Origin of the sequence: Microbacterium sp. NPDC057741 (assembly GCF_042798735.1) — a bacterium.
Lineage (GTDB): Bacteria > Actinomycetota > Actinomycetes > Actinomycetales > Microbacteriaceae > Microbacterium.
On the sequence record NZ_JBHVJW010000002.1, the window covers coordinates 16,907 to 41,645 of the forward strand.

Consider the following 24,739-nt stretch of genomic DNA (forward strand, 5'->3'; position numbering starts at 1 on the left):
CCCTCGCTCCCGGTACCCTGGAACCCATGCTCAACATGGCCGAGGGCCTGTCCCGACTCGGCGCGCTCGCCGCGCATCCGGTCGTCCGCACCCTGGCCGACGCCTTCGCCGCGGCGGGCTTCGAGCTCGCCGTCGTCGGCGGCCCGGTGCGCGACGCGCTGCTCGGCCGGCCCACGCACGATCTCGACTTCACCACGAACGCCCGGCCAAACGACATCCTGCGCATCGTCACGCCGATCTCGACCGCGCAATGGGACATCGGCCGTGCCTTCGGCACGATCGGCGCCCGTGTGCAGGGCGAGCAGGTCGAGATCACCACCTACCGCGCCGACAGCTACGACGGCACCACCCGAAAGCCGGTCGTCGAGTTCGGCGACGACATCTCGGGCGACCTGCTGCGCCGCGACTTCACCGTCAACGCGATGGCGCTGCAGGTCCCGGAGGTGAAGCTCATCGACCCGACCTCCGGCGTCGAGGACCTCGTCGCCGGGGTGCTGCGCACCCCGATCGACCCCGCGGTCAGCTTCGGCGACGACCCGCTGCGGATGCTTCGCGCCGCACGCTTCAGCGCCCAGCTCGAGTTCTCCATCGAGCACGACACCCGCCATGCGATGGAGCAGCTGCGCGACACCCTGCGGATCGTGAGCCCGGAGCGCATCCAGGGAGAGCTGATCCGGCTGATGCAGACGGACGACCCGGTGCGCGGCATCCGGGTCCTCGTAGACACCGGGCTGATCGACCTGTTCCTGCCCGAGGTGCCGGCGCTGCGCCTCGAGGTCGACGAGCACCACCACCACAAGGACGTCTACGAGCACTCGCTCACTGTGCTCCGCCAGGCGATCGCGCTGGAGAAGACGCGCAACCCGGGCGCAGAGCCCGACGTCGCGCTGCGCATCGCCGCGCTGCTGCACGACATCGGCAAGCCGCGCACCCGCCGGCTCGAGCCGGGTGGTGGCGTCACCTTCCATCACCACGACGCGGTCGGCTCGCGCATGGCGCGCAAGCGCCTGCAGACGCTGCGCTTCGACGGCGAAACCACCGACGCCGTCGCGAAGCTGATCGAGCTGCACCTGCGCTTCTTCGGCTACGCCGAGGGCGCCTGGACCGACAGTGCGGTGCGCCGCTACGTGCGGGATGCCGGCGACCTGCTCGAGCGGCTGCACATCCTCACCCGCGCCGATGTGACCACGCGGAACAAGCGCAAGGCCGCCCGCCTCGCGGGCGCATACGACGACATCGAGCGCCGGATCGTCGAGCTGCGCGAGCAGGAGGAGCTCGACAGCATCCGTCCCGAGCTCGACGGCAACCAGATCCAGCAGATCCTCGGCATCGCGCCCGGGCGAGAGGTCGGTGAGGCGTACCGCTTCCTGCTCGACCTGCGGCTGGACGAGGGCGTCGTCGGCCCGGAGGTCGCGGAGCAGCGCCTGCGCGCCTGGTGGACCACGCGCGCCTGAAGCGGCCGGATGAGAGCCCCGATGCGGGGCCCTCATCTATGCTGAAGTGCCGAGAGTGCGGCGACGGCGCTGCACGCACGCGCGCACGCGCATGAAAAGGCGGCAGATCGCGTCGTGAAGAAGGGGGGTGCGCCGTGGAGAGCAGACGCACGACCCGAGGAGACGGGCACGGCAACCTCCGCAACGAGGTCGAGAGCATGCTGAGCACCGCCATCGTGACCGGTGAGCTCGCGCCGGGAACACTCGTCTCCGTCCCCTCGCTGGCTGCGCAGTTCGCCGTGTCGGCGACGCCCGTGCGCGAGGCCATGGTGAACCTGCAGAACCGCGGCTTCGTCGAGCCCGTGCGCAACAAGGGCTTCCGAATCACCCGGATGAGTGAGCGCGAGACGCGGGAGATCACGACCCTGCGGGCCTGGATCGAGTCCGATGCGATTGCCGCGATAGCCGAGGACTTCCCCCGGGAGCGGATCGCGGAGTTCCGCGCGCTCGCCGACCTCGGCGTGCAGGCGGTCGACCAGGGTGACCTCACCGGCTACCTCGACGCCGACCGGAACTTCCACCTCGAGGTGCTCGCGCTGCTCGACAACAGGCGCCTTCTGCAGCTGGCCACCACGCTGCGGCAGGAGACCCGACTGGGCTGCCTGGCGGCCCGGATCGGCACTCCCGAGCTGCGGCAGTCGGCGACGGAGCACCACCTCATCCTGGACCGGCTGATGGATGGCGATGCGGCGGGCCTGTCCGCTCTCATGCGCGATCACGTGCTGCGCGACGCCGCAGGCGTCGACGGACCCTAGGCCTCAGCAGGTTCCGCGCGGGTGCCCGCCATCGCGGCGGCGAACGCGCGTGCGAGCGCCTCCCGCACCACGGTGATCATCGGGGTGTCGGCGGTGGTCTCACGTGCGGCGCTGAAGATCTCTCGCCCCGAGGTCATCTGCAGGCGCTGCCGGGCGGCATCCGTGTGCACCGATGACAGGATCAGCTGCGGCAGGATGCTGACCGCCTGCCCTGCCTCGATCATCCGCAGGTGGGTGACCAGGTCGTTCGTCTCGTACCTGACGTCGGGCTCGAATCCCGAGGCGCGGCACAGCTGGGTGAGCCAGATGCGCGACGCGGTGCCGCGGGGTTCGGCGATCCAGGGGTGCTCCGCCGCGGCGGCGAGACCGGTGACGCGCAGCGGCCCGCTGCGCGGAGTCACCAGGTACGGGGCATCCGCGCCGAGGGTGACGTGATCGAGCCCGGCGCGCCTGGGGCGGAGCACGCCGGGATACTGCTCCGCGATGACGAGGTCGAACTCACGGGCGGCCGTCTCGAACAGTCCCTGCTCGGGTTCGCGCTCGACGAGCTCGACCCGCAGCTGCGGATGGTGCCGCGCGAGATCGGCGATCGCGCGGGGAAGCACCGTGTGCGAGACGGATTGGAAGACGGCGATCCGGCAGGTGCCCGTCACGGTGTCGGCGTGGGCGCTGAGCTCGGCGGATGCCCGCTCGATCCTGTCCAGGATCTCTGCGGCCCGTGTCGCCAGAAGCTCTCCCTGCGGGGTCAGCTGCGCGCGTCGCCCCGTCCTGCGCAGCAGGGCGGTGCCCGCCTCGCGCTCGAGGGTGGCGATCTGCTGAGAGATGAACGACGGGGAATACGAGAACGCGCGGGCGACCGCAGACAGCGTGCCGCGCTGCTGGAACTCGTAGAGGAATCGCATACGTCGCAGATCGAGCATGGACCGATTCCTCCGTTATGAAGTATGAGTTCACTGCATTGATGAGATTCTGCCACTTTCGCTTAAGGGTGAGGCCCGGGCACACTGGGGCACAAGACACCGGCCCCGGCTTCCTCCTGGGCGTCGGAACCCGGGGTGAAAGAGGACTGATCATGAGCGTGGCCCTCACATCGACCGCTCTGCACCGCACAGCAGCGGCAGCATCGTCGAGCACGGAGACCAGCGGCATCGATCGCGTGCTGTACGAGATCGTCGACGCGGCGGACGAGACGCTGAGTCATACGGTCGCAGACGACCTGCGCGGTGCCATCCTCACCGACCGTCGGGCATGGCAGGCGCTGTCCGTCCGTCGGCCGCTCAGGGAACCGCTCGCGATCCGCGCCGCGGAGGGAACCCAGCTGCGCGAACTGCTGCGGGTGCTGCTGGCCGTGGTGCGCACCGGCTCTCCCGCTGACGTCAGCCTGAGCTGGCCGCTGTCCGACCGGCTTCACCGCACCCTGCAGCGCGCCGGCGCCGAGGTGCGCGTGGAGACCCTGCAGACCTGGGGATGCCGTGTGGCGCACGGCGGCCATCGCCTGCGCGTCGTCGGACCGCGACTGTCGCGCTCGACGGTGCTGAGGCGGGCCAGGGTGAACGCCGATGCCTGGACAGCGGGAGCGGACACTGCCGACGTCGATCTCGCAGGACCGGGGGAGATCGAGCGGCTGGCGCTGGCTGCCGCCTCGTTCCGGTCGTCGTCCGATCGGATCGGCGCCGTCCTCAGCCGGCAGTGATCTTCGCCAGCGCCTCGCGGAGCTGATCGCCAGAAGCGCCACCCGGCCACATGCGAACGATGCCGCCGGAGGTGTCGACGAGCGCGGTCATCGGCGGCTCCTTCACCGCGTAGTCGCGCCAGATCGCGCCGGTGCTGTCGACCAGCACCGGTCCGGTCACGTCGTTGTCCTTCAGATACGCCTGGATGGTGTCGCTCGGCTCGTCGAGTGCGACATGGACCACGAGCACATCGTCGCCGAGATCATCGGAGAGCGCGGTCAGGTCGGGTTCGAGGTCCTTGCACTGGGTGCACCAGGTGGATGTGAACTGCAGCACCAGGGGTCGCGAGGTCCACAGCGCCGCCAGGGCGATGTCGGTGCCGTCGACCAGCTCGCCCGATGCCTTCGGTGCGGGGACGGCGTCCTTCGCAGCCACGAAGCGGTCTGCGGACGGCGTCTGCGACGGGAGCGTCTCGGCGCCGCCGCGGGGGCTCTGAGCGCATCCGGTGAGCATGAGCGAGCAGATCAGCAGCGCCGCGGCTGCCAGACGCGCAGCGGGAGGGGTGCGTGCGGTCATCATTCGCCTTCCTGCACGGATGTGGGATCGCCCAGCGCCGGGTATCCGAGGCGGAAGCGCCCCGAGTCGTCGGGCTGGTACTCGGCCTCGCCGAGGGATCGGTCGCCGATTCGGAACGTGTAGGTCGTGCCGGGCGTCAGCTCGGCATCCGAGAAGGAGAACTCACAGAAGGTGGGGATGCGCGAGACGGTGCCGTAGTCGTTGTCGTCTGCACGCTGCGCCGTGCCCGGACGGAGAGTGATCTCGGTGACCACGTCGTCATCGCCCTCCGAGACGGTCAGGACCGCGCCTGAGTGCACGAAGAGGTACTGCGCTGAACCTGAGCAGTCCGTGTCCGGCACGCGAAGGGCTCCATCCCGGACGATCAGGATGGCTTCTCCGGCGGCCCCTTCCGCGTCAGCCTGCCCGGCGCACCCGGTCAGCGAGCCGATGAGGGCGCCGACGGCGACGAGGGCCGCGAGCGAGGCGGTACCCGCCCGCGCGGGTCGCCGCTGCGTCCGTGTGGTCATCCTGACATCCTTCCCGATGCACGTGGTGCCCCGCCCTGCGGCGGGACACCACGTGCTCATCGATCGATCGCGATACGCGCCCGGGTCACTTCCCGTTCGCCGCGTTCATCTTGTAGGTGACGGTCTGGGTTGCCGTCGGGTCGTTCTCGCTCGTGATCGTGACGGTGACCGTCCCGCTCGCGTTCGACGAGTTTCCCGTGCGCTTCAGGTACACCGGCACCTGGATCGTCTCACCCGCCTGCGCGGTGACGATGGAGCTCGGAGTCTGCACCTCCCAGGCGCCCTTCGCCCCGCTGAACGAGGTGGTGACCCGGTAGATGTCGCCGTTCGCACGGGCATCGGACACTGCCGCACCGGTGTTCGTCACCGGAACGGTCAGGGCGCGCAGGCCGTCCTGCATCTTGCCCGACCACACGCCCTTGCCGATCTGCACGCCACGGGCCTGCGGGCCCGCGCTGTCCAGCGATCGCACGGCGACCTTGTAGTGCAGGATGCCGCGGTCGTCGACCTTGCGGTCCACGACGTAGAAGTGCAGACGGTTGACCTCGTCGACGTACTCGAACTCGGAGCCCGAGTCGTTGCCGGCGTGGAACAGCGCGTCGTTCAGCTGACGCTGGTCACCGCGGGTGATCGGCACCGGCACGCCGTCGGCGCGCACGTAGTCGAGCGTGTCGATGTCCTGCGGGTTGGCGTCGACCGTCCAGATGAACGGGTTGCGGTCGGCGTTCTTCGTCTTGGCGATCATCACGCCGCTGTCGGGCTGGAACGAGTCCGTGCCCATGCGGTCGATCACTTCGAGCGTGTAGTTGTCGTACCCGCCGCCGTCGCAGTCCCAGAAGCCCTTCGCGCGGCGGTCGCAGACGTTCTTGTCGCCGCCGTCGAGCTTCAGGTTGACGCCGAGCGTGACGCCGTCCTCCTGCAGCTCGCGGGACTGCAAGTCGGTGGTGATCGAGCCCAGCGCCGACAGCTCGCTGCGCGTCAGGTCGATGTAGCTGGAGGTGTCGATCATGCCGAGCTTGATGCGGTTGCGCAGTGCGACACCGGCCGGCTGCGATCCGCCCGCGACCGAGGGGACGTTCCAGCGCGTGTGGGTGCCGCCGGGGCCGTTGAACGAACCGCGCGCGAGCACGTCGAACGGGCCGGAGGTGTCACGCAGCGGTCCGCCGTCGGCATTGTCAGTGCCGTACGGGTTGCCGTAGTTGTCCGCGATCCCGAGGATGTGCGAGAACTCGTGCGCGAACGTGCCCATGCCACTGGACTCCGCCTGCGTAGAGTTGCCGGCGCGGATGACGTTGCCGCTGCCGTCGGTGACCGGGAAGTTGGCGTTCGGCCAGTGGCTGACGGCCGCGGCCCAGCTGGTCCACGGGACGTACCGGGTCTTGACCCAGTTGGCCATCTCGTTGCCGTTCTGGTCGTACGCCTTGCCGTTCGCGTCACGCGGCGGACCGAACTGGTCGGTCACGTCCTCCTTCGTGGGGAAGAGCATCTGACCGAACTCCTCCCACGTGCTGGACTCGTCGTGTCCGGCCGTGACGTAGAACACCTCGTCGAACTCCCCGAGCGGGTTGGAGTTGCCGATGTCGGCACCCCACAGCTTCAGCGCGTCGGTGCGGATGTCCTTGTTGCAGGTGTCGCCCTTGGGGCAGAACGCGGCGTTCGGCTTGTTGAACGAGTCGTTCAGGCCGTACTCCTCGATGTTGCCCGGCATCCGGTAGGGACCGAAGGCCTTGAGGTCGACGCTGAGACGCCCGCCGGTCTGCTCCATCCAGTACTCGTTGATGGTGCGCCCGTGGTTGAGCTCGTTGGGCGTGTTCAGCAGGTTGCGGTAGAACTCCGGAACGCCCTCACGCGGCACGGAGTTCGCCAGCCCGGAAGGCGTGCCGAAGACATCGGCGTTCTCCTTCTGGCTGATCACGAAGTCCTGGTTCTGGAAATCGAGCAGGACGATCGCGCCGTTGAAGTGCCGCTTCGAGCCCGTGGTCTTGTCCGCCCAGTCGGTGCCGGGGATCGGCGTGTAGTCGTCCCAGGTCATGTCGTCCATGTTGACCCAGTTCTGCGGGTCGACCGGATTCAGGAGGTCGGGGTCGATGCCGCGGTCGTTCGCCGCCTGGGCGACGCCGCCGCCGCTGAGCAGCATCATGCTGGCCGCCGTGGCGGCGACGACAAGCGCGGCTGCCGCTCGGCGTCTGCCTGACCGCGGGAGGCGGTCGGTCGATGAGGATGCCAAGGCTTTCTCCATTCGCTTCGGTTCGGTGTTGCGCGCGACTCGGCTCGTCGTCGATTGACGAGCGATCGAGAGATCCTCGGTGACCTCGGGCAACGTCAGTAGCATTGCACTGATCTGCGAGTTCATGAAGAGAAATCTAAGAATCAGATGTGAGACGCCAGGGCGATATCTGGCCAAACGGTGATAAACACCAGTTCAACGCGGAGAAATATTGAAAGCGCCCGAAGTTGGTGTCAAACCAGACACCCGACCTCTAGGCGCAAGTAGAATATTAGTATAAGCTGATCCCACGTCGGCTCCACCGGCGCACACAGCAACGAACGACCGCCGCTGGGTGGTGCTGCAGGGTGAAGCCGCTCTGCGGGCACTGGCGGCGATCGGACCCGACACCAAGGGATACATCTATGTCAATGCAGACATCCAGGCGTGGGCGCCTTCTCGCCACGGTCGGAGCGCTCGGAATCTCCGCACTGGTCCTCGCCGGCTGCGCCAGCAGCACCGGTGACAAGGGCGGCGACAGCGGCAGCGCTTCGGGCACCACGATCAAGGCGGGCACCACCGACAAGGTCACCTCGCTCGACCCGGCCGGCTCGTACGACAACGGCTCGTTCGTCGTGATGAACCAGGTCTACCCGTTCCTGATGAACAGCAAGTACGGCACCGCCGAGGTCAGCCCCGACATCGCCGAGTCGGCCGAGTTCACCACGCCCACGGAGTACACCGTCAAGCTCAAGTCGGGTCTGAAGTTCGCCAACGGCCACGACCTCACCTCCAGCGACGTGAAGTACACCTTCGATCGCATGGTGAAGATCAACGACCCGAACGGCCCGGCCGCGCTGCTCGGCAACCTCGCCTCGGTCGAGGCCCCCGACGAGACCACCGTCGTCTTCAAGCTGAAGAACGGCAACGACCAGATCTGGCCGCTGATCCTCTCCAGCCCGGCAGGCCCGATCATCGACGAAGAGGTCTTCGCGGCCGACAAGGTCACCACGGACGACGAGATCGTCAAGGGCGAGGCGTTCGCCGGCCAGTACACGATCGATTCCTACAAGTTCAACGAGCTCATCTCGTACAAGCCGAACCCCGACTACAAGGGCAACCTGGGTGCGGCCGAGAACAAGGGCGTGCAGGTCACGTACTACGCGGATGCCTCGAACCTGAAGCTCGCGATCGGCAACGGCGACATCGACGTGGCGTTCCGCAGCCTGTCGGCCACCGACACCGAGGACCTCTCCAAGAACGACAAGGTCAAGATCGTCGACGGCCCCGGTGGAGAGATCCGCTACATCGTCTACAACATCGACACCATGCCGTTCGGCGCGAAGACCGCTGACGCCGACCCGGCCAAGTCGCTCGCCGTGCGCCAGGCGATGGCCGACCTGATCGACCGCGCCGCGGTCGCGAAGGACGTCTACAAGGACACCTACACCCCGCTGTACTCGTTCGTCGCGGACGGCATGCCCGGTGCGACCACGCCGCTGAAGGACATGTACGGCGACGGCAACGGCGGACCCGACGTCGACAAGGCGACCAAGGCGCTGGCGGATGCCGGTGTGAAGACCCCGGTCACGCTGAACCTGCAGTACAACGGCGACCACTACGGCCCGTCCTCGGGTGACGAGTACGCCGCGTACAAGACGCAGCTCGAGAAGGGCGGCCTGTTCAAGGTCAACCTGCAGCAGACCGAGTGGGTGCAGTACCAGAAGGACCGCACCGCCGATGTGTACCCGATGTACCAGCTGGGCTGGTTCCCGGACTACTCGGACTCCGACAACTACCTGTCGCCGTTCTTCCTCAAGGAGAACTTCCTCGCCAACCACTATGACAACCCCACGGTGAACGACCTCATCGTCAAGGAGCAGACCGAGACCGACTCGGCCAAGCGTCTCGACGAGATCGGCCAGATCCAGGAGCTGGTGGCGAAGGATCTCTCCACGCTGCCGCTGCTTCAGGGCAAGCAGGTCGCGGTCGTGGGCAAGGACGTGAAGGGCACCACCCTCGACGCCTCGTTCAAGTTCCGGTACGCGCCGCTGACGAAGTAACGCGTTCCGCTCCCGGGGATGCTGCCGCGAGGCGGCATCCCTGGGATGCGCTCGCCCGAGAACGCAAGAACGAGGTACCCCATGACCGTCGATGCTGTCGACGCCCTCACACCGGTCCTGCCCCGCAGCCGCTCCGCCGGCGGCGGACTGTGGCGCTACATCCTGATCCGGCTGCTCCTGATCATCCCCACCGTCCTGATCCTGGTGACGACGGTGTTCTTCCTGATGCGGATCACCGGTGATCCCATCACCGCCGCCCTGGGCGGACGCCTTCCTCCCGCGCAGCTGCAGCAGCGCATCCATGACGCCGGCTTCGACCGCCCGCTGATCGTGCAGTACCTGGAGTATCTCGGCGGCGTGTTCCGCGGCGACTTCGGCACCACGCTCACCGACCGCAGGCCCGTGATCGAGATCCTGCTGCAGTACGGCTCGGCCACGCTCGAGCTGGCGCTGTACGCCCTGATCGTGGCCCTGCTGATCAGCATCCCGCTCGGCCTGCTGGCCGCCTATCGGCGCGACCGCTGGCAGGATGCCACGCTGCGCGTGATGGCGATCCTCGCCTACGCGACCCCGATCTTCTTCGCCGGCCTGCTGCTCAAGCTCATCTTCTCGGTGTGGCTGGACTGGCTGCCGGTCTCGGGCCGCGGCAGCACCGACACCGAGCTGCTCATGGCGGGCATCGACACCCCGACCGGCATCTATCTGCTCGATGCGATCCGGCTCGGCGACGGCGCCGCGATCGGAGATGTGCTGCAGCACGCAGTGCTGCCTGCCATCGCCCTGGGTCTGCTGACCGCCGGCGTGTTCCTCCGGCTCATCCGCACGAACGTGATCGGCACGCTCGGTCAGCAGTACGTGACCTCGGGCCGTTCCCGCGGCGTCAGCGAGTACCGTCTGCTCACCAAGCACGCGTACCGTCCGGCGCTGATCCCGATCATCACCGTGATGGGCATGCAGATCGCGATGCTTCTGGCCGGCGCCGTGCTCACCGAGAGCACCTTCGAGTGGAAGGGCCTGGGGTTCATGCTCGCCGAGTACCTGAAGGCGCGCGACTTCGTCGCCGTGCAGGGCATCGTCGTGATGATCGCCGTCGTCGTCGCCGTCACCAACTTCATCGTCGACCTGGTCGCAGCGATGATCGACCCGAGGGTGAGGTACTGACATGGGCGTCATCCCCGAATCGGCCGATCTGCCCACTCCGAAGACCGAGGCGCTCGCCGCAGTGCCGCCGCAGAGGAAGCGCTGGACCGAGCGGCTTCCCGTGGTCTCGCACCTGAGGCAGAGCGTGGGTCTGCAGCGCGGCATGCTGGTGACCGGCCTGATCATCACGGGCCTGTTCGTCCTGGTCGCCATCCTTGCCCCGGTGCTGGCGCCGTACAGCTGGGCGCAGCAGCAGACCGACGCCGGTGTCTCGTTCGGCACGCGGCAGCCGCCGAACGCCACCAACCTGCTCGGCACCACGGTCTCGGGCTTCGACGTGCTCTCACGCGTGATCTGGGGCGCGCAGACCGCACTGCTGGTGATCATCGCGGCGATCATCTGCTCGATCTTCATCGGCATCGGCATCGGACTGCTCGCCGGATACTTCGGAGGATGGCTGGATCGCATCCTCGTCGTCATCGCCGACGCGATCTACGCGTTCCCGTCGCTGCTGCTGGCGATCGTGATGTCGATCGTGATCAGCGGTGGTCAGTCCAGCCTGTGGAGCGGCATCATGGCGACCGCGATCGCGATCACCGTGGTGTTCGTGCCGCAGTACTTCCGCGTCATCCGTGCCGAGGTGGTGCGCGTGCGCGCCGAACCGTTCGTCGACTCGGCGAAGGTGATCGGCGTTCCGACGCACCGCATCCTGCTCCGCCACGTGCTGCGCAACTCGGTGCGCACCCTGCCGGTGCTGATCACGCTGAACGCCTCGGAGGCGCTGCTGACCCTCGCCGGTCTGGGCTTCCTGGGCTTCGGCATCGAGGCGACGGCCGCGGCCGAGTGGGGCTACGACCTGAACCGCGCCATGGGCGATGTCACCAGCGGCATCTGGTGGACGGCCGTGTTCCCCGGTGTCGCGATCGTGCTGGTGGTGCTGGGCATCACCCTCGTCGGCGAGAGCCTGAACGATCTGAGTGATCCGCGACTGCGCACCCGCCGTCGCGCAGGAGGCAAATCATGACGGATGTCGCAGAGATCCGCGACCTGCGGGTCGTGTTCGCCACCGACGGCGAGCCCGTCGAGGCGGTGAAGGGCATCTCGCTGAGTGCGAGCTCGGGCGAGGTGCTCGCGATCGTCGGCGAGTCCGGGTCGGGCAAGACCGTGACCGCGAACACGCTGCTGGGTCTGCTGCCCGAGACGGCCACCACCTCGGGCGCCGTGATCGTGCGGGGCCGCGAGGGCGGTGAGACCGACATCGTGCACGCATCCCACACGAAGCTGCGCGCGATGCGCGGGCGCGATGCGGCGATGGTGTTCCAGGAGCCGTCGACGGCGCTGAACCCGGTGTACACCGTGGGCTGGCAGATCGCCGAGGGCATCCGCGCGCACACGAAGCTGTCGAAGAAGGATGCCCGGGAGCGGGCCATCGACATCATGCGGCGCGTCGGCATCCCGTCGCCCGAGCAGCGCGTGGACGACTATCCGCACCAGTTCTCGGGTGGCCAGAAGCAGCGCATCGTGATCGCGATGGCGCTGGTGCTGAACGCCGGACTGATCATCGCCGACGAGCCGACCACCGCGCTGGACGTCACGGTGCAGGCCGAGATCCTCGACCTGCTGCGCACCTGCCGTGACGAGTTCGGCGCGACGATCGTGCTGATCACGCACAACATGGGCGTGGTCGCCGACCTCGCCGACCGCGTGATCGTGATGTACCAGGGCGACATCATCGAAGAGGCGCCGGTGCGGGAGCTGTTCGCGAACCCCCGCGAGGAGTACACACGCAAGCTGCTCGCCGCGGTCCCGCACGTCGGACAGGGCAAGTCCGCGTCCGCCACGGTACCCGACCCCTCACCCGCGACCGACGGACCGCACGTGGCGCCGCCCGTCCCCGAGGGCAGTCTGATCGTGGCATCCTCCGCCGAGATCGGGTACCCGGGCCGTTTCGGCCGGGGCGCGGTCGTGGCAGTGAAGGGCGTGGACTTCCACGTCGCACCCGGCGAGGTCGTCGGCCTGGTGGGGGAGTCCGGCTCGGGCAAGACCACGATCGGCCGCGCCGTCGTGGGCCTCACCACTGTGCTCGGCGGATCGCTGACCGTGCTCGGCCAGGAGATGCGCGGGGTGAAGAACCGCTCGCTCACGCCGCTGCGCCCCCAGATCGGGTTCGTGTTCCAGGACCCGGCGACCAGCTTCAATCCGCTGCTGACGATCGCCGAGTGCGTCGCCGAGCCGCTGGTGGTGCACGGCCGGGCATCCAGTCTGGCGGCGGCCCGCCCGCGGGTGAACGAGCTGCTCGACGCGGTGCGACTGCCCACGAACTTTGGCGACCGATACCCGCACGAGCTGTCCGGCGGTCAGCGGCAGCGCGCGTCGCTGGCGCGGGCGCTGGCGCTCGATCCGAAGCTGCTGATCGCCGATGAGCCGACCAGTGCGCTGGACGTCTCGGTGCAGGCGACGGTGCTCGAGCTCTTCACGCAGCTGCAGGCCGAGCTGGGCTTCGCATCGCTGTTCATCAGCCACGACCTGGCTGTGATCGACGCCGTGTCCGACCGCATCATCGTGCTGCAGCAGGGTGAGATCAAGGAGCAGGGCACGACCGCCCAGGTGCTCGGCGACCCGCGCGACCCGTACACCCGCGAGCTGCTCGCCGCCCTGCCGGTGCCCGACCCCGTGGCTCAGGCCGAGCGCCGCGCCCAGTGGGAGTCGGTGCGCCGGCGGTAAGCCGCATCCGTCGAGAAACCACTTCCCGCACGAGAAACCGCGCCTCAGCGTGTTTCTCGTGCGGGAAGTGGTTTCTCGACGTCCGATGTCCGAGGCTCTAGTAGGTGGGAGGGCGCCACTCGGCTGCGGGATCGGGGCGAAGGATGAGGACGTCTCCGGGTTGGAGGCCGCGGTAAGCGGGGCGGCTGCGCAGCGGCTCCAGGCCGTTGTTGTAGCCGATGACGCTGTAGTAGTCGGTGAAGCAGAATCGTTCGTAGATCAGGTCGTACACGTCCCCGGGCGCGACTGTATAACTGACGATCTCACCGGCCGCGTTGCGCTTCACGGTGCCCTTCGCGTACTCCCGCGGGCCGAGGTCGGCCAATTCGTCGCTGAGGACCCCGGTGACGGTGCCGCCGCCTTCGTTGTATGAGCTGCCGGTCTTCCTCCCGTCCTGCACCAGCGAGATGGACGGCCGCGGAGATGGGCACGGGTCCTTGGGTGCGATGACCGGGGCAGGCGCGGGCGTCTCGCTCGCGGGTGTCGCGGCGGGTGTCGTCTTCACGGCTGCGGGCTTCTCCGTGGGTGCGGATGCCTGAGTCCGGGAAGGCGTGGGAGAGACGATCCCGGTGATCGCTGGCGCAGCGATGGCGACCAGCCCTGCCACGATGACAGCCGACGCCACCCAGGAGGCAACCTTGGCCGTGCGGTTCATGTGTTGACGCTATCGAGTGCTCACCGACATCGCCAGTGTCGTGAGCACACCTTGTGTCGACCGCTGTCAATCGTGCCGAAGGGGCGGTGTCTCGTACTAGTTGCCATCGACCCAGCCCCTGAACCACTGGCGACATAGACCGGGGTCGCCCGCGGACCGGCCGTTCTCGGTTACAAGCGAGACGACATCCCACGTCGTTCGTTCCGACGCCATGTTGCGAGTGTATGGCGGCGGAACCTTGTTCACCTGCCGGAGCATGGTGTCGGCGAGCGAAGCCTGCCCGTTCTTGGCGCTGTCTCCCGCCGCGCTGAACATCGAGCACGCCCAGAAGTACGTGGCGACATCGGCTCCGTTCAGCTTCGTTCCGCCTGCGGGCCAGTCCTCGGGGACCTCGCTGGGCCAAGTCGCGCCGTCCGGCAACGCACGAGGGAACGATCCGGTTGCCGCCGCATACTGTTCTTGCCGCTCGGCCGTGGTGGGCGCTTGCGGCGCCGGAGTGAAGGCGGTGCCAGTTCCGACGGGGCCGCTCCAGGGCGTGGCGGATGTGCGTGGTTGCCGGGGTTGTGTGGGTGCCTGCGGCTCACTCGTCGCGGTGCAACCGGTGAGTGCCGCGATGATCAGGGCGAGTCCGGTGAGGGCGGCGGCGACCTTCATCGTGGACATGAAACTGATCGTGGCATATGTACGTCGATCGTCGACTCGGTCACCACTCGATCAGTTCGGGGACGATGATCTCGACCTCGTCGGCGACGAGGTCGAAATCCTTGGCGTTGAAGGTCACCAGGCGCGCGCCGAGAGCGTATGCGTGCCCCGCCAGCAGCATGTCTCGGCTACGCGCATGCGAGGGCCGATGGGGCAGGACGATCGCCGAGAGACGCGCAGCGCCGTTGGCGGCGCGGTCGTCGAAAGGCAGCCACCCAGAGGGAAACAGCGCCTCGGCGCGTGTGATGTGTTCCTGTCGTCGGCGACGCGTCCGGGGGTTCGAAGCGCTCTCGACACCGAACCGCAGCTCGACGAGATTGATCGCGCTGACGAACGCCAGATCGTCAGGGAGTCGCACCTCATCGATGCGGATCAGCACGTTGGTGTCGAGCAGCATCACTTGCCCTGCTCCTTCCGCAGCCGCTGGTAGTCCTCTTCGGCGGCTTCCCACGGATCGCGAAACGGCTCCTCGTCGTAGGGCCGGGCGTCGATCTCCGCAGCCCACTCCCGCGCGACTCGACGCTGCTCCTCGGATCGCGGATTCGCGTCGAGCAAGGCGCGGATCTCTGCTCCCGTGCGGCCCCACCGCCGAGAGGTGAGATCTTGCGCGAGCGCATTCTCCATGCCGCTGCGGTTGTCCTCGGCGATCAATCGGAACAGTGCCTCGCGCGCCTCAGCCTCCATGGACCGTCCGTTGCGTTTCGCGCGCTTCTTCAGTGCGTCGACGACGTCGTCGCTGAGGTTGCGGATCGTGATCGCGGCCATGATGTGCCTCCTGTCGACGCCCCTGATCGGATGCTAGCACTCTGCCAGCATCCACGGTTCAGCAAACCGGATGTCCGTGGCCAGCCGTAGCGTCGCGGGCATGGCAGACACCGCCCTCGTGACCGACAGCGACGCCCTCGCCGGACTCGACGCCGCCCAGCTCCAGGCGGTCGAGCACGGGGACGGGCCACTGGTGATCGCCGCTGGTGCGGGCACCGGCAAGACGCGGGTGCTCACCTCGCGCGTCGCGCGGCTGCTGCAGGCGGGGGTGGCGCCCGAGCGCATCCTGCTGCTGACCTTCACCCGGCGCGCAGCGGCATCGATGATCGGTCGGGCGGCCGCGCTGTGCGAAGACCCGCAGGCAGCCCAGCGCATCGCGGGCGGCACGTTCCACGCCGTCGCGCACCGCATCATCGCCGAGCACGCGCAGCACCTCGGCCTGGCGGATGTCATGGTGCTCGACCCCGACGACGTCATCGACCTGCTCGACCTGCTGAGGTCGGAGTTCGGCCTGGGCGGCACCGATTCATCGACAGGCAGAGGGAAGCGCCTGCCGACAACCCGCACCATCGCCGACATCGGCTCGCGCGCGATCAACACCGGGATCCCGGCGCGCAAGGTGATCGAGGAGCAGTTCCCGTGGGCGCTCGAGCACGCCGATGACATCCTTGCGCTGCTGCGGCACTACAGCGCCCGCAAGCGCGAGCGCGGCCTGCTCGATCTCGACGATCTGCTCATCGCCTGGCGCGCGCTGGTGCGCGACCCCGACGTCGGTGCACGGCTGCGCGCGCGGTGGGACTGGGTGCTCGTCGACGAGTACCAGGACGTGAACAGCCTGCAGGTCGACATCGTGCGCGGGCTCGCTCCCGACGGGCGCGGCCTCACGGTCGTCGGCGACGACGCGCAGGCGATCTATGGCTTCCGCGGCGCCAGCGCCGGGCACCTGCTCGACCTGGCATCCGCCTTTCCCGACACCACTCTCGTGCGACTGGAGCGCAACTTCCGCTCCACGCAGCCGATCCTCGACCTTGCGAACGAGGTGCGCCCCGGCGAGCTCGGGCTGCGGTTGCGGGCAGACCGGCCGGATGCCGGCATCCGCCCGTCCCTCGTCGTGTGCCGCAACGCCGATGATGAGGCGCGCACCGTCGCCGACCGCATTCTCGAGGCGCATGTCGACGGTCTGCCGCTGCGCGAGCAGGCGGTGCTGATGCGAACCGGATCGCACAGTGCCCTGCTCGAGGTCGAGCTGAAGGTGCGGAACATCCCGTTCCACAAGTTCGGCGGCATCGGCTACCTCGAGACCGCGCACGTGCGCGATCTGCTCGCCGGGTTCCGGGTGGTGCTCAACCCCGCGGACGAAGTGTCCTGGTATCGGCTGCTGACCAGGCACCGCGCGATCGGCAAGTCCTCCGCGCGGGGTCTGGCGGCCATCCTCGCCGACGGCGGTATGGAGCGGGCGTCGGATGCCGTCGCCGCAGCACCCGCGAAGGCGCGCACCGGGCTCGCATCGACGCTCTCCCAGCTGGGCGCCGTGGATGCCACGACGACCGTGCCCGAGCTGGTCGAGGCGTGCCGGGCGGCGGTCGAGCCGCTGCTGCGCGCGCACTACCCGGACTGGCAGCGCCGTGTCACCGACGTCGACGGCATCGCCGAGGCGGCCGCCCGGCAGTCGGATCTGCGCACCTTCGTCAGCGAGCAGGCGATCGATCCGGTCGATGTGTCGGGCGACTGGGCGAAGAAGCCGCACCTCGACGAGGACTGGGTGACGCTCTCGACGATCCACTCGGCCAAGGGGCTCGAGTTCAGCGCCGTGCACGTGATCCGCGCGACCGACGGGGCGATGCCCTCCGACATGGCGCTGTCGTCACCGGCGGGACTCGTCGAGGAGCAGCGGCTGTTCTACGTGGGCCTCACCCGTGCCCGCGACACCCTCGATGTGTACGCGCCGGCGCGGCTGCCCACGCATCCGACCTCGTTCCTCGCCAAGCACGTCATCGCCAAGCCGAGCCGCTTCCTCACCGCCGAGGCCCGGGCGCTGATGGACGCCGTCGACACCGCGACCGGGGAGGTGCAGGGCGGCGAGCCGGTGCTCTCAGCCGCCCCGGCCGCGCGCGTGCGGCTGGACGAGTTCGACGACCTGTTCGCCTGAACCGCGATGGCCGCTCCCGCCAGCGTGGGCTGCAGAATTGCGGAGATCTGCAGAACTGCGGGCGGTTCGCCCGCAGTTCTCTCCGAGTCCGTGCGGATCTCCGAGATGACGCCGCGCTCAGTACTCGTCGGAGAGCTCCTCGGCATCAGGAACCGTGGAGACGGCGGCATCCCCCCGCAACGCCGCCTCCACGAGATAGGAGATGTCGATCGACACGATGCGCGGATCCTGAGCGAGCGAAGCGACACGGTGTGCGCTCATGATGCCGGCGTCTCGGGAGCGGCGGTCGGCAACAGCGTGGGTTCCGGCGAGGCCGTAGGGGTCGGTTCCAGTGACTCCTGCCGCTGCGGCGCCCGCACGAACGGAGGTGTCGGCGCCTGCGCCTGTGAACTGTCGGCCTCGCCGGTCTTCTCGTCGAGGGGCGCGACCTGGAGCGGGTAGATGTTCCACAGCGGCTTGCCCGCGAGATCCCGCTCCGGCACGGTGAAGGTGCCGTCGCCCTGGTCGTCCCAGCCGTTCTGAACATCGCGGCTCTGCTTGCCGTACAGGTTCAGCGGAGTGCCCTTGCCGGTGTAGATCTGCGCACCATCGATGAGCATGCCGTCTCGGTCGTAGACGAACAGGTTCCCCACCTGGGCACCATCCAGGAGCAGACCGTCCGGCGGCAGATACTCCATGTCGTCATATGCGTTGAAGGAGGTCGCGCGGTTGCTGATCTCGCCGAGCGTCCACGGGATCAGCAGCACGGCGGCGATGCTCGCGACGGTCGCGATGTGGCGCAGCGGGTTCTTGGGCAGCCACCGTCCGCGACCCCACTGCACGCTGACCAGTACAGCGATGATGACGCCGATCCACGCCACCGTGTTGCGCGGCCAGATGTCCCAGCCGAGCGAGAGCCCCACGAAGGCGTACAGGATCCAGCCGCGGGCCACCCACCACACCGGACGCAGCGCCCCGAGCAGGTCCAGAAGCCAGGCGCCGAAGGCGGACGAGCGGATGCGGGCCGGCAGGCGTCCGATCCACCCGCTGAGACGCGCATGCCAGGGGAGTGTCGACATCGGGGCATCCGCTCGCTCCGGCAGCCCGGCGGCCGCCCGGAGCTCGCGGGCGTATTCGACCGGATCTCCCAGTTCGATGTCGCCGCCGCTGTCGGCGGCCTGGTCGGTGAGGTCGCCGACCAGGCCGCCGACGAGGTCGTCGATGTCGTCCTCGGGCAGATCGGCGAGCTCGTCGCGGACGGCTGCGGCGAAGGCGCGGATGCGCTCCGCCGGCGAAGTCGTGAGATCGTTCATCGCTGCGCTCCTGCTTCGGGTCGGGGCCGGAAGATGGCCGTGTCCTGCGTCTTGGCGTGCGGATGCAGCAGCCCCGACATCGCCACCGCGAACTGCACCCAGGTGTCGGTCTGCTCCTCGAGCATCCGTTTGCCCTGCGGATTGATCGCGTAGTACTTGCGGTGCGGACCGCCTTCCGAGGGGACGACATAGCTCGACAGGGCACCGCCCGAGTACAGCCGTCGCAGGGTGCCGTACACGGACGCGTCACCCACATCGCCGATCCCGGCGTCCCGCAGGCGGCGCACGATGTCGTAGCCGTATCCGTCCTCATCGCGAACCACGGCGAGGACGGCGAGATCGAGCACGCCCTTCAACAGCTGCGTCGTATCCATCGCGCCTCCTTCGGCACCGGTCGGTGCGTTGTGGTGCACACTACCACGCGGTGCGCAGTAGTGTGCCAAAGACGAATGCGGAAGGCGTGTCGCCGAGCCGGCGCGGTGCCTATGATCAGTCCCAGACGGCAATGCTGGGGATCGGAGGTCTCGCGTGCCCTCGTCGTGGTCATCCTCACGCGATGTATCCAGTGCGGCGTCGCGGCTGCTGGTCGCGCGTGCGCACGAGGAGCTCGTTGCGGGGGAGCCGAGCGCCGCACACCTGCGGCAGGTGCGTCCGCTCGTGCGCGAGTCGTGGGAGCGTTCGCTGGCGATGCGCGTGGGCATCGAGGATGAGCCCGTCCTGGAACTGCCGCACGGTGATCTGGAGGAGTTTCGCGCCGAGCATCCGCTTGCCGGGGTGATCGAGATGGTCCGCCGCCTGCTGCTGCCCGGCTCCCGAGACGACTCTGGTGTGGTGATCGCCGTCGGCGACAGAGCCGGACGGATGCTGTGGATCGACGGAGACCTGGGCATGCGGGTCGGCTCCGGCGAGGTCGGCATCGTCGAAGGGGCGAACTGGGCGGAGGCGAAGATGGGGACGACGGCTCCTGGCACCGCGCTGGTGCTGGGCCGTTCCGTGCAGATCCACGAGTACGAGCACTTCAACCGATCCATCCAGCCATGGTCGTGCTCGGCCGCACCGGTGTTCGACCCGGAGACCCGGGAGATCCTCGGAGTCATCGACGTCACGGGCCGCGCGGAGGCGGCTTCGCCGCAGGCCGGCATGCTGATCGATGCGACCGCGCGCGCAGTCGAGGCGGAGCTGCTCGTCGCTCGCCTGCGAGCACGGGCCCTCGCACCTGCGCGACCTGCGCCGTCGCACGCCGCGCGCCGCCACACCTCGGTCGAGCCGCCGACGCTGCAGGTGCTGGGCCGCTCGCGTGCGCGTCTGGAGAGATCGTGCGGCGGCAGCGCAGCGGACCTCTCGCTGCGGCACGCCGAGATCCTGCTGATGCTCGCCGTGCATCCGCAGGGGCTGTCCGCCGAGCGGTTGGGGGAACTCATCTACGGCGATCGCTCCTGGACCGACACCCTGCGGCCCGAGATGGTGCGGTTGCGCAAGGTGCTGGCCGGGCTGGCCCTCGACCTGCGCATCGAATCACGGCCGTATCGCCTCACCGGACCGATCGAGACCGATGCCCAGAACGTGCTGTCGCTGCTCGGCCGCGGAGCGCACCGGGTCGCGCTTTCGGCATACAGGGGAGCGGTGCTCCCCGACTCGAGAGCGCCCGGCGTGGAGGAGTTCCGCGAAACGGTGCGCGCTTCTCTGCGCGAGGTGATGGTCGGCGAGGCCGCTCTGGATGTTCTTCTCAGCTATGCCGACACGGACGACGGGGCGGATGATCCGGAAGTGCTGCGCCTCTGTCTGAGGATGCTGCCGGCGCGATCGCCGAAGCGCGCCGCTCTGGTGGCGAGGGCTGAGCGTCTCGAGCGCGACTGATCCGAGATCGTTCGCAACCTCTTGCAACGTGTGCGGGCCTACCCTGTGTCCTGACGCACAGTCCCCAGCTGTTCACGTCACAGGCGAGGTGTTCTCATCCTCGCGACCGGGGGGACGGGGTGGGAGTCGTCCCCAGCGGCACCCACCCCCGAATCCTCCCGGTTCTGCGCTCCGATCGCAGGATCAGCGGAAGAAGAGCGCCATGCCGCCGAACAGTTGCGGCAGGATCCACAGCCCGGCGATCAGCGCGAAAGCGATGATCGTGATCCAGGGGATGCCTCGGCGCAGCCGGCGCCCCTGCGGGGCGACGCCCGGCGGGGGCGCCAGCATCCCGACCGGGGGAGCGAACGGCAGGGCGGAAGCCGGGCCGTCGGCGACCGGAGCGGCCGCCGACAGGTTGTCGTCCCGCCAGCGTGCCCACTGATCGAACTTCGTCAGCAGCGCGCCGACCGTGCCGAACAGCCAGGCCCAGGTCGCCGGGTCGAGGGTCGACGCCGGGCGCTGCATGTACAGGAACATCCAGTCGTCGACGATCTCCACGTCGAGCTGTGCGGCGTGGTCGATGAAGCGCGCCATGATGTCGGGCGTGAACAGATACAGCGCGTCGCGCTCGTAGCCCTCCGGGCAGTACAGGGTGAAGTACCGGTCGAAGTCGCCCTCCAGCGAGAGCCGCTGATCCTTCGAGAAGGATGCCGGCAGGTTGCTGCCCAGGGTGTTGTTGCCGAGCGCGTCCAGAACGATGTTCGGCAGCGGCACGTCGAGCTTGACCGCGATGTAGCCCCAGTGGTGGGTGGTCGAATTCTTGCCGGAGCCGGTCGTGTACTCGTAGTTGCCGAACTCCACGAAGCGCGGCTGCCGTCCGCGCAGCGCGAGCTCGACGTGCCTGTCTCGGCCGAGCTGGAAGATCATCCCCGGCAGCTCGGGATCGTCGATGCGCCCGACGAACTCCATGCCGTTCGCCGCCGCGAACCGAGCCAGGCGGAACGCGCGGATGCGGCCGTTGCGGAAGCTCAGGATCAGCACCACGGCAACCACGACGAAGACCACGCCGATCAGCACGAAGGGCAGCGCACCGGCGAAGCCGAAGCCGATCCCGCTCATGACCATCGGCACGAACACCAGCGGCACGACGGTGATCGCGAGCAGGGCGAAGACGACGGCCACGATGATGATCGACGCGGTGGCGCTGGCACTCCGGTGCGAACGCTGCTGCCTGCCGAAGGCGCGCACCGCCTGCATGTCGACCGGGTCGGTGAGCGGACGAGCGTCGAACGTGGCGCCGGTCACGGGTTGATCCTGTCGCCGTCCCAGGTGAGGTCGGCGTCCTCGTCGATCGCGAAGGCCTCGAGCGCCGGATCGGCCACGATCGCGGCGATCAGCTCGGCGGATCCGGCGACGACGGTGGAGTCGAAGTCGATCTCGCTCACCATCACCCAGGACCGATCCTCGGGCCACAGCAGGTTCGGATGCTGCGCCCCGGTGCTGTCCGCCCAGGGCGCATCGGCGACCCACGCCGGATCGGTGAAGGCCGAGGCGCCGGTGGTGAAGGTCACGTACTCGCGGCCGGGCAGCTCCAGCCGCGGGGACTTCGAGATCTCGTCGGAGAGGATCCCCGGCTGCCAGGTCGGCTTGCGGAACGGGTTGTTGAAGGCGTCGTGGATGCTCTGCTGCAGCATCCTCTCGTTCGCCGGGTCGGCGCCGGGCTGGAAGTAGGCGCTCGACGGTGCCTGCCCGAAGAAGCCGACCAGGCCGCCCCAGCCGTCCCAGATCGCCGCGACACCGGCATCCGGTGTAGCGGTGTGCGCGGCGAGGTGCCGCGCGATCGCGGCGAACAGCTCCCGGTCGATCACGCCCTCATCGGGTGACGTGAACTCGCGCCCGTCGGGCGCGATCCGCACGTTCCAGTCGCCCTCGGGCGGAGTGCGCACGATGCGCTGCCACTGCGCGAGCGGATGCAGGGTCGTGCCGAAGGCCGCGGCTGTCTCGGCCCAGGTGGCGGGCCCGTCGACGAAGCGGCCGATCAGGTCGTCCTGCTCCGCATCCGGCATCCGTTCCCACTCGTCGACGGTGGGGACCGCGCGATCCGGCAGGGAACGCACCTGCGCCGGATGCAGGATGCGGGCGTACGCGGGGAAGCCGCGCGGCACGACGCCGAGATCGTCGTCGAGCAGAGGGCGCAGCCAGTCGCCGATCGTGGGGTCGCCGGTCCAGTCCATGCGGTCCACGGTACCGGGGTGCGACGGATCGCTAGAGTGATCCCAAATCACCGCCTGGACAAGGGAGCACGGCAATGACGATCCCCGTCACGATCGACAACTTCGCGCAGGCGGAGACCGAGAGCATGATCACGAGGATGCTGCCGATCATCGGCAGCCTCGGCGTGTTCCATCACGACCGGCAGCTGGCTCCGCTGGAGCAGCAGCCCGTGATCCGGCAGAACCGCGACACGCTGTACTCCGTCGCCGTCGTCGACATCTCCGGCGGGGCCTCCCTCACCATCCCCGATGTCGGCGACCGGTACATCTCGGTCATGGTGATCAACCAGAACCACTACATCAACCGGGTGTTCCACTCGGCCGGCACCCACACGCTCACCGTCGACGAGTTCGACACCGACTACGTCGTCGTCGCCGTGCGACTGCTGTTCGACCCGAACAGTGCCGACGACATCGCCGACGTGCACCGGCTGCAGGACGCGATCACGCTGGATGCCCCTGCGCAGCGCGCCTTCGTGCCGCAGGACTGGGACCCGGCGTCGCACAGGGAGGTGCGGGAGGCTCTGCTCGTGCTGGGCAAGACGATCGGCGGCCTGGCGGGCTGCTTCGGACGCAAGGACGAGGTCGATCCCGTACGGCACCTCGTCGGCACGGCCCTGGGCTGGGGCGGCCTGCCCGACGCTGAGGCGTCGTACATCAACATCGACCCGCAGCTGCCGGTGGGGGAGTACTCGATGACGTTCCGCGACGTGCCCGCCGACGCGTTCTGGTCGGTGAGCGTCTACAACGCGGCGGGATACTTCGAGCCCGGCCCGTCGGAGATCACCAACGTCAACTCGGTCTTCGCGGCCCGCGGCGATGATGGCTCGGTCACGGTGCGATTCGGTGATCCCGCAGCTGAGAACGGCATCCCGCTCCCGGAGGGCTGGAACCTGCTGATCCGTCTCTACCGGCCCCGGCTCGCGGAGCTCGCTCACTGGAAGACGCCGGAGATCGTGCGGGCCTGATCCGCGCGCCGTCAGCGTAGGAGCGGCAGCACCTCGCTGCCCAGATACGCGACGTGCTCGGTGTCGCGCAGATCCATCAGCTGGAAGTGGACGCGGTCGACGCCGAGCGCGCGAAGGCCGTCGATGCGCTCCGCGATCTCGTTCGCGTCGCCGGTGAGCGTGGCACTGCCGCGCACGTCGTCGAGGGTGCGGCCGGCCGCTTCCGCTCGTCGTCGGATGTCGGACTCGGTCGCGCCGGCGAACGTCGGCAGCGCGACGGACATCTTCAGCGTCTTCGGATCGCGCCCGATCGCCTCGCAGGCCGCTCGCACGCCGGCGAGCTTCTCGGCGACGACGTCGTTCGGCTGGAAGCCGATGTTGAACTCAGTGGCGAACCGCGCGGCGATCGCCGGGGTGCGGCGCGGTCCGCCTCCGCCCACGATCACCGGCATCCGGCTCTGCACCGGTTTCGGCAGCGCGGGGGCGTCCTGCAGCGTGTAGTGCTCGCCCTCGAAGGTGAAGGTCTCGCCGGCGAGAGGGGAACGGGATCCCGTAGGCGCGGTGCTCCTCCTCGAACCAGCCGGTGCCGAGGCCGAACTCCACCCGCCCGCCGGACATCGCGTCGACCTGTGCGACCTGAATTGCGAGGATCGCGGGCGCGCGGTGCGTCGCCGACGAGACCAGCGTGCCCAGCCGGATGCTCGTGGTCTCACGGGCGAGACCGGCGAGAGTGATCCAGGCGTCGGTGGGACCGGGCAGCGGCGAGCCGGCGCCCATGCGCATGTAGTGGTCTGAGCGGAAGAAGGCGTCGAACCCGTGCCGCTCCGCGGCCAGGGCGCAGGCCAGCTGGTCGTCGTAGCTGAAGCCCTGCTGCGGCTCGGTGAAGATCGTGAACTCCATGGGATCACGGTAGCGGCGTCACCTCGCGTTCATCTCGGC

At 68.6% G+C, this 24,739-nt stretch carries 23 protein-coding genes and 1 pseudogene; 10 read left to right on the top strand and 14 right to left on the bottom strand.

The window, feature by feature from the left end; genetic code table 11:
- Positions 1–26: 26 nt before the first annotated feature.
- Both ACFVDO_RS07080 and ACFVDO_RS07085 read left to right on the top strand, forming a co-directional pair.
- Positions 27–1,454: a CCA tRNA nucleotidyltransferase gene (locus ACFVDO_RS07080; protein ID WP_378859603.1), complete on the top strand. Its 1,428-nt coding sequence runs from the start codon at positions 27–29 to the stop codon at positions 1,452–1,454.
- Between the two features lie 134 nt (positions 1,455–1,588).
- Positions 1,589–2,248: a GntR family transcriptional regulator gene (locus tag ACFVDO_RS07085; RefSeq protein ID WP_378859604.1), complete on the top strand. Its 660-nt coding sequence runs from the start codon at positions 1,589–1,591 to the stop codon at positions 2,246–2,248.
- Here the strand turns inward: ACFVDO_RS07085 and ACFVDO_RS07090 are convergent.
- A complete protein-coding gene (locus tag ACFVDO_RS07090) occupies positions 2,245–3,168 on the bottom strand; it encodes a LysR substrate-binding domain-containing protein (RefSeq protein ID WP_378859605.1) in 924 nt (307 codons plus the stop codon). The genes ACFVDO_RS07085 and ACFVDO_RS07090 overlap by 4 nt on opposite strands.
- Positions 3,169–3,320: 152 nt before the next feature.
- Between ACFVDO_RS07090 and ACFVDO_RS07095 the strand changes: the two genes are divergently transcribed.
- Positions 3,321–3,941, top strand: coding sequence for a hypothetical protein (locus tag ACFVDO_RS07095; protein WP_378859606.1), 621 nt, complete (start codon positions 3,321–3,323; stop codon positions 3,939–3,941).
- On the opposite strand, the gene ACFVDO_RS07100 is transcribed toward ACFVDO_RS07095, so the two are convergent.
- The 3 genes from ACFVDO_RS07100 to ACFVDO_RS07110 all read right to left on the bottom strand — a co-directional run bounded on the left by ACFVDO_RS07100 (position 3,928) and on the right by ACFVDO_RS07110 (position 7,233).
- Positions 3,928–4,497: a TlpA family protein disulfide reductase gene (locus ACFVDO_RS07100; protein ID WP_378859607.1), complete on the bottom strand. Its 570-nt coding sequence runs from the start codon at positions 4,495–4,497 to the stop codon at positions 3,928–3,930. The two genes, ACFVDO_RS07095 and ACFVDO_RS07100, sit on opposite strands and share 14 nt — an antisense overlap.
- The gene (locus tag ACFVDO_RS07105) at positions 4,497–5,006 is read right to left on the bottom strand and encodes a hypothetical protein (RefSeq protein ID WP_378859608.1); all 510 of its coding nucleotides are present in this window, start codon (positions 5,004–5,006) and stop codon (positions 4,497–4,499) included. The genes ACFVDO_RS07100 and ACFVDO_RS07105 overlap by 1 nt, the downstream gene beginning before the upstream one ends.
- Positions 5,007–5,091: 85 nt before the next feature.
- Complete coding sequence (locus tag ACFVDO_RS07110; RefSeq protein WP_378859609.1) at positions 5,092–7,233, bottom strand: peptidase M6; 2,142 nt, start codon at positions 7,231–7,233, stop codon at positions 5,092–5,094.
- Between the two features lie 410 nt (positions 7,234–7,643).
- Between ACFVDO_RS07110 and ACFVDO_RS07115 the strand changes: the two genes are divergently transcribed.
- From ACFVDO_RS07115 to ACFVDO_RS07130, 4 genes are all read left to right on the top strand, one after another.
- Positions 7,644–9,275: an ABC transporter substrate-binding protein gene (locus tag ACFVDO_RS07115; RefSeq protein WP_378859614.1), complete on the top strand. Its 1,632-nt coding sequence runs from the start codon at positions 7,644–7,646 to the stop codon at positions 9,273–9,275.
- A gap of 81 nt (positions 9,276–9,356) precedes the next feature.
- A complete protein-coding gene (locus ACFVDO_RS07120) occupies positions 9,357–10,436 on the top strand; it encodes an ABC transporter permease (RefSeq protein WP_378859610.1) in 1,080 nt (359 codons plus the stop codon).
- A 1-nt stretch (position 10,437) separates the two neighbouring features.
- The gene (locus tag ACFVDO_RS07125; protein ID WP_378859611.1) at positions 10,438–11,439 is read left to right on the top strand and encodes an ABC transporter permease; all 1,002 of its coding nucleotides are present in this window, start codon (positions 10,438–10,440) and stop codon (positions 11,437–11,439) included.
- The gene (locus ACFVDO_RS07130) at positions 11,436–13,139 is read left to right on the top strand and encodes a dipeptide ABC transporter ATP-binding protein (RefSeq protein ID WP_378859612.1); all 1,704 of its coding nucleotides are present in this window, start codon (positions 11,436–11,438) and stop codon (positions 13,137–13,139) included. Before ACFVDO_RS07125 ends, ACFVDO_RS07130 begins: the two co-directional genes overlap by 4 nt.
- Positions 13,140–13,236: 97 nt before the next feature.
- Here the strand turns inward: ACFVDO_RS07130 and ACFVDO_RS07135 are convergent, their stop codons facing one another.
- The 4 genes from ACFVDO_RS07135 to ACFVDO_RS07150 all read right to left on the bottom strand — a co-directional run bounded on the left by ACFVDO_RS07135 (position 13,237) and on the right by ACFVDO_RS07150 (position 15,300).
- On the bottom strand, positions 13,237–13,833 hold the full coding sequence (locus ACFVDO_RS07135; RefSeq protein ID WP_378860118.1) for a hypothetical protein: 597 nt from the start codon (positions 13,831–13,833) through the stop codon (positions 13,237–13,239).
- Positions 13,834–13,929: 96 nt separating this feature from the next.
- Positions 13,930–14,496, bottom strand: coding sequence for a hypothetical protein (locus ACFVDO_RS07140; protein ID WP_378860117.1), 567 nt, complete (start codon positions 14,494–14,496; stop codon positions 13,930–13,932).
- Between the two features lie 40 nt (positions 14,497–14,536).
- Positions 14,537–14,932, bottom strand: coding sequence for a PIN domain-containing protein (locus ACFVDO_RS07145; protein WP_378860116.1), 396 nt, complete (start codon positions 14,930–14,932; stop codon positions 14,537–14,539).
- Entirely contained in the window at positions 14,932–15,300 is a 369-nt protein-coding gene (locus tag ACFVDO_RS07150) for a hypothetical protein (protein ID WP_378860115.1), read from the bottom strand. The genes ACFVDO_RS07145 and ACFVDO_RS07150 overlap by 1 nt, the downstream gene beginning before the upstream one ends.
- A gap of 100 nt (positions 15,301–15,400) precedes the next feature.
- Here ACFVDO_RS07150 and ACFVDO_RS07155 point away from each other — a divergent pair, with 100 nt between their 5' ends.
- Positions 15,401–17,449 carry an ATP-dependent helicase gene (locus ACFVDO_RS07155; RefSeq protein ID WP_378860114.1) on the top strand — a complete coding sequence of 683 codons (2,049 nt, stop codon included), beginning with the start codon at positions 15,401–15,403 and terminating at the stop codon, positions 17,447–17,449.
- Positions 17,450–17,566: 117 nt separating this feature from the next.
- Here ACFVDO_RS07155 and ACFVDO_RS07160 read toward each other — a convergent pair whose 3' ends face one another.
- The 3 genes from ACFVDO_RS07160 to ACFVDO_RS07170 are packed head-to-tail and all read right to left on the bottom strand — an operon-like array spanning position 17,567 to position 19,115.
- Positions 17,567–17,710 (bottom strand): hypothetical protein, encoded by a 144-nt coding sequence (locus ACFVDO_RS07160; RefSeq protein WP_378860113.1) that lies wholly within the window; start codon positions 17,708–17,710, stop codon positions 17,567–17,569.
- Positions 17,707–18,741 carry a hypothetical protein gene (locus ACFVDO_RS07165; RefSeq protein WP_378886849.1) on the bottom strand — a complete coding sequence of 345 codons (1,035 nt, stop codon included), beginning with the start codon at positions 18,739–18,741 and terminating at the stop codon, positions 17,707–17,709. The genes ACFVDO_RS07160 and ACFVDO_RS07165 overlap by 4 nt, the downstream gene beginning before the upstream one ends.
- Complete coding sequence (locus ACFVDO_RS07170; protein ID WP_378855403.1) at positions 18,738–19,115, bottom strand: PadR family transcriptional regulator; 378 nt, start codon at positions 19,113–19,115, stop codon at positions 18,738–18,740. The genes ACFVDO_RS07165 and ACFVDO_RS07170 overlap by 4 nt, the downstream gene beginning before the upstream one ends.
- Before the next feature lie 154 nt (positions 19,116–19,269).
- Here ACFVDO_RS07170 and ACFVDO_RS07175 point away from each other — a divergent pair, with 154 nt between their 5' ends.
- Positions 19,270–20,598, top strand: a complete 1,329-nt coding sequence (locus ACFVDO_RS07175) for a transcriptional regulator (protein ID WP_378855401.1) — start codon at positions 19,270–19,272, stop codon at positions 20,596–20,598.
- A 183-nt stretch (positions 20,599–20,781) separates the two neighbouring features.
- Here the strand turns inward: ACFVDO_RS07175 and ACFVDO_RS07180 are convergent, their stop codons facing one another.
- Both ACFVDO_RS07180 and ACFVDO_RS07185 read right to left on the bottom strand, forming a co-directional pair.
- Positions 20,782–21,885: a hypothetical protein gene (locus ACFVDO_RS07180; RefSeq protein WP_378855399.1), complete on the bottom strand. Its 1,104-nt coding sequence runs from the start codon at positions 21,883–21,885 to the stop codon at positions 20,782–20,784.
- The gene (locus ACFVDO_RS07185) at positions 21,882–22,814 is read right to left on the bottom strand and encodes a hypothetical protein (RefSeq protein WP_378855397.1); all 933 of its coding nucleotides are present in this window, start codon (positions 22,812–22,814) and stop codon (positions 21,882–21,884) included. The genes ACFVDO_RS07180 and ACFVDO_RS07185 overlap by 4 nt, the downstream gene beginning before the upstream one ends.
- 74 nt (positions 22,815–22,888) lie before the next feature.
- On the opposite strand from ACFVDO_RS07185, the gene ACFVDO_RS07190 reads away from it, so the two are divergent.
- Positions 22,889–23,821 (top strand): DUF1254 domain-containing protein, encoded by a 933-nt coding sequence (locus tag ACFVDO_RS07190; protein ID WP_378855395.1) that lies wholly within the window; start codon positions 22,889–22,891, stop codon positions 23,819–23,821.
- Positions 23,822–23,832: 11 nt separating this feature from the next.
- On the opposite strand, the pseudogene ACFVDO_RS07195 reads toward ACFVDO_RS07190, so the two are convergent.
- A pseudogene (locus ACFVDO_RS07195) lies at positions 23,833–24,700 on the bottom strand (LLM class F420-dependent oxidoreductase).
- Between the last annotated feature and the right edge of the window lie 39 nt (positions 24,701–24,739).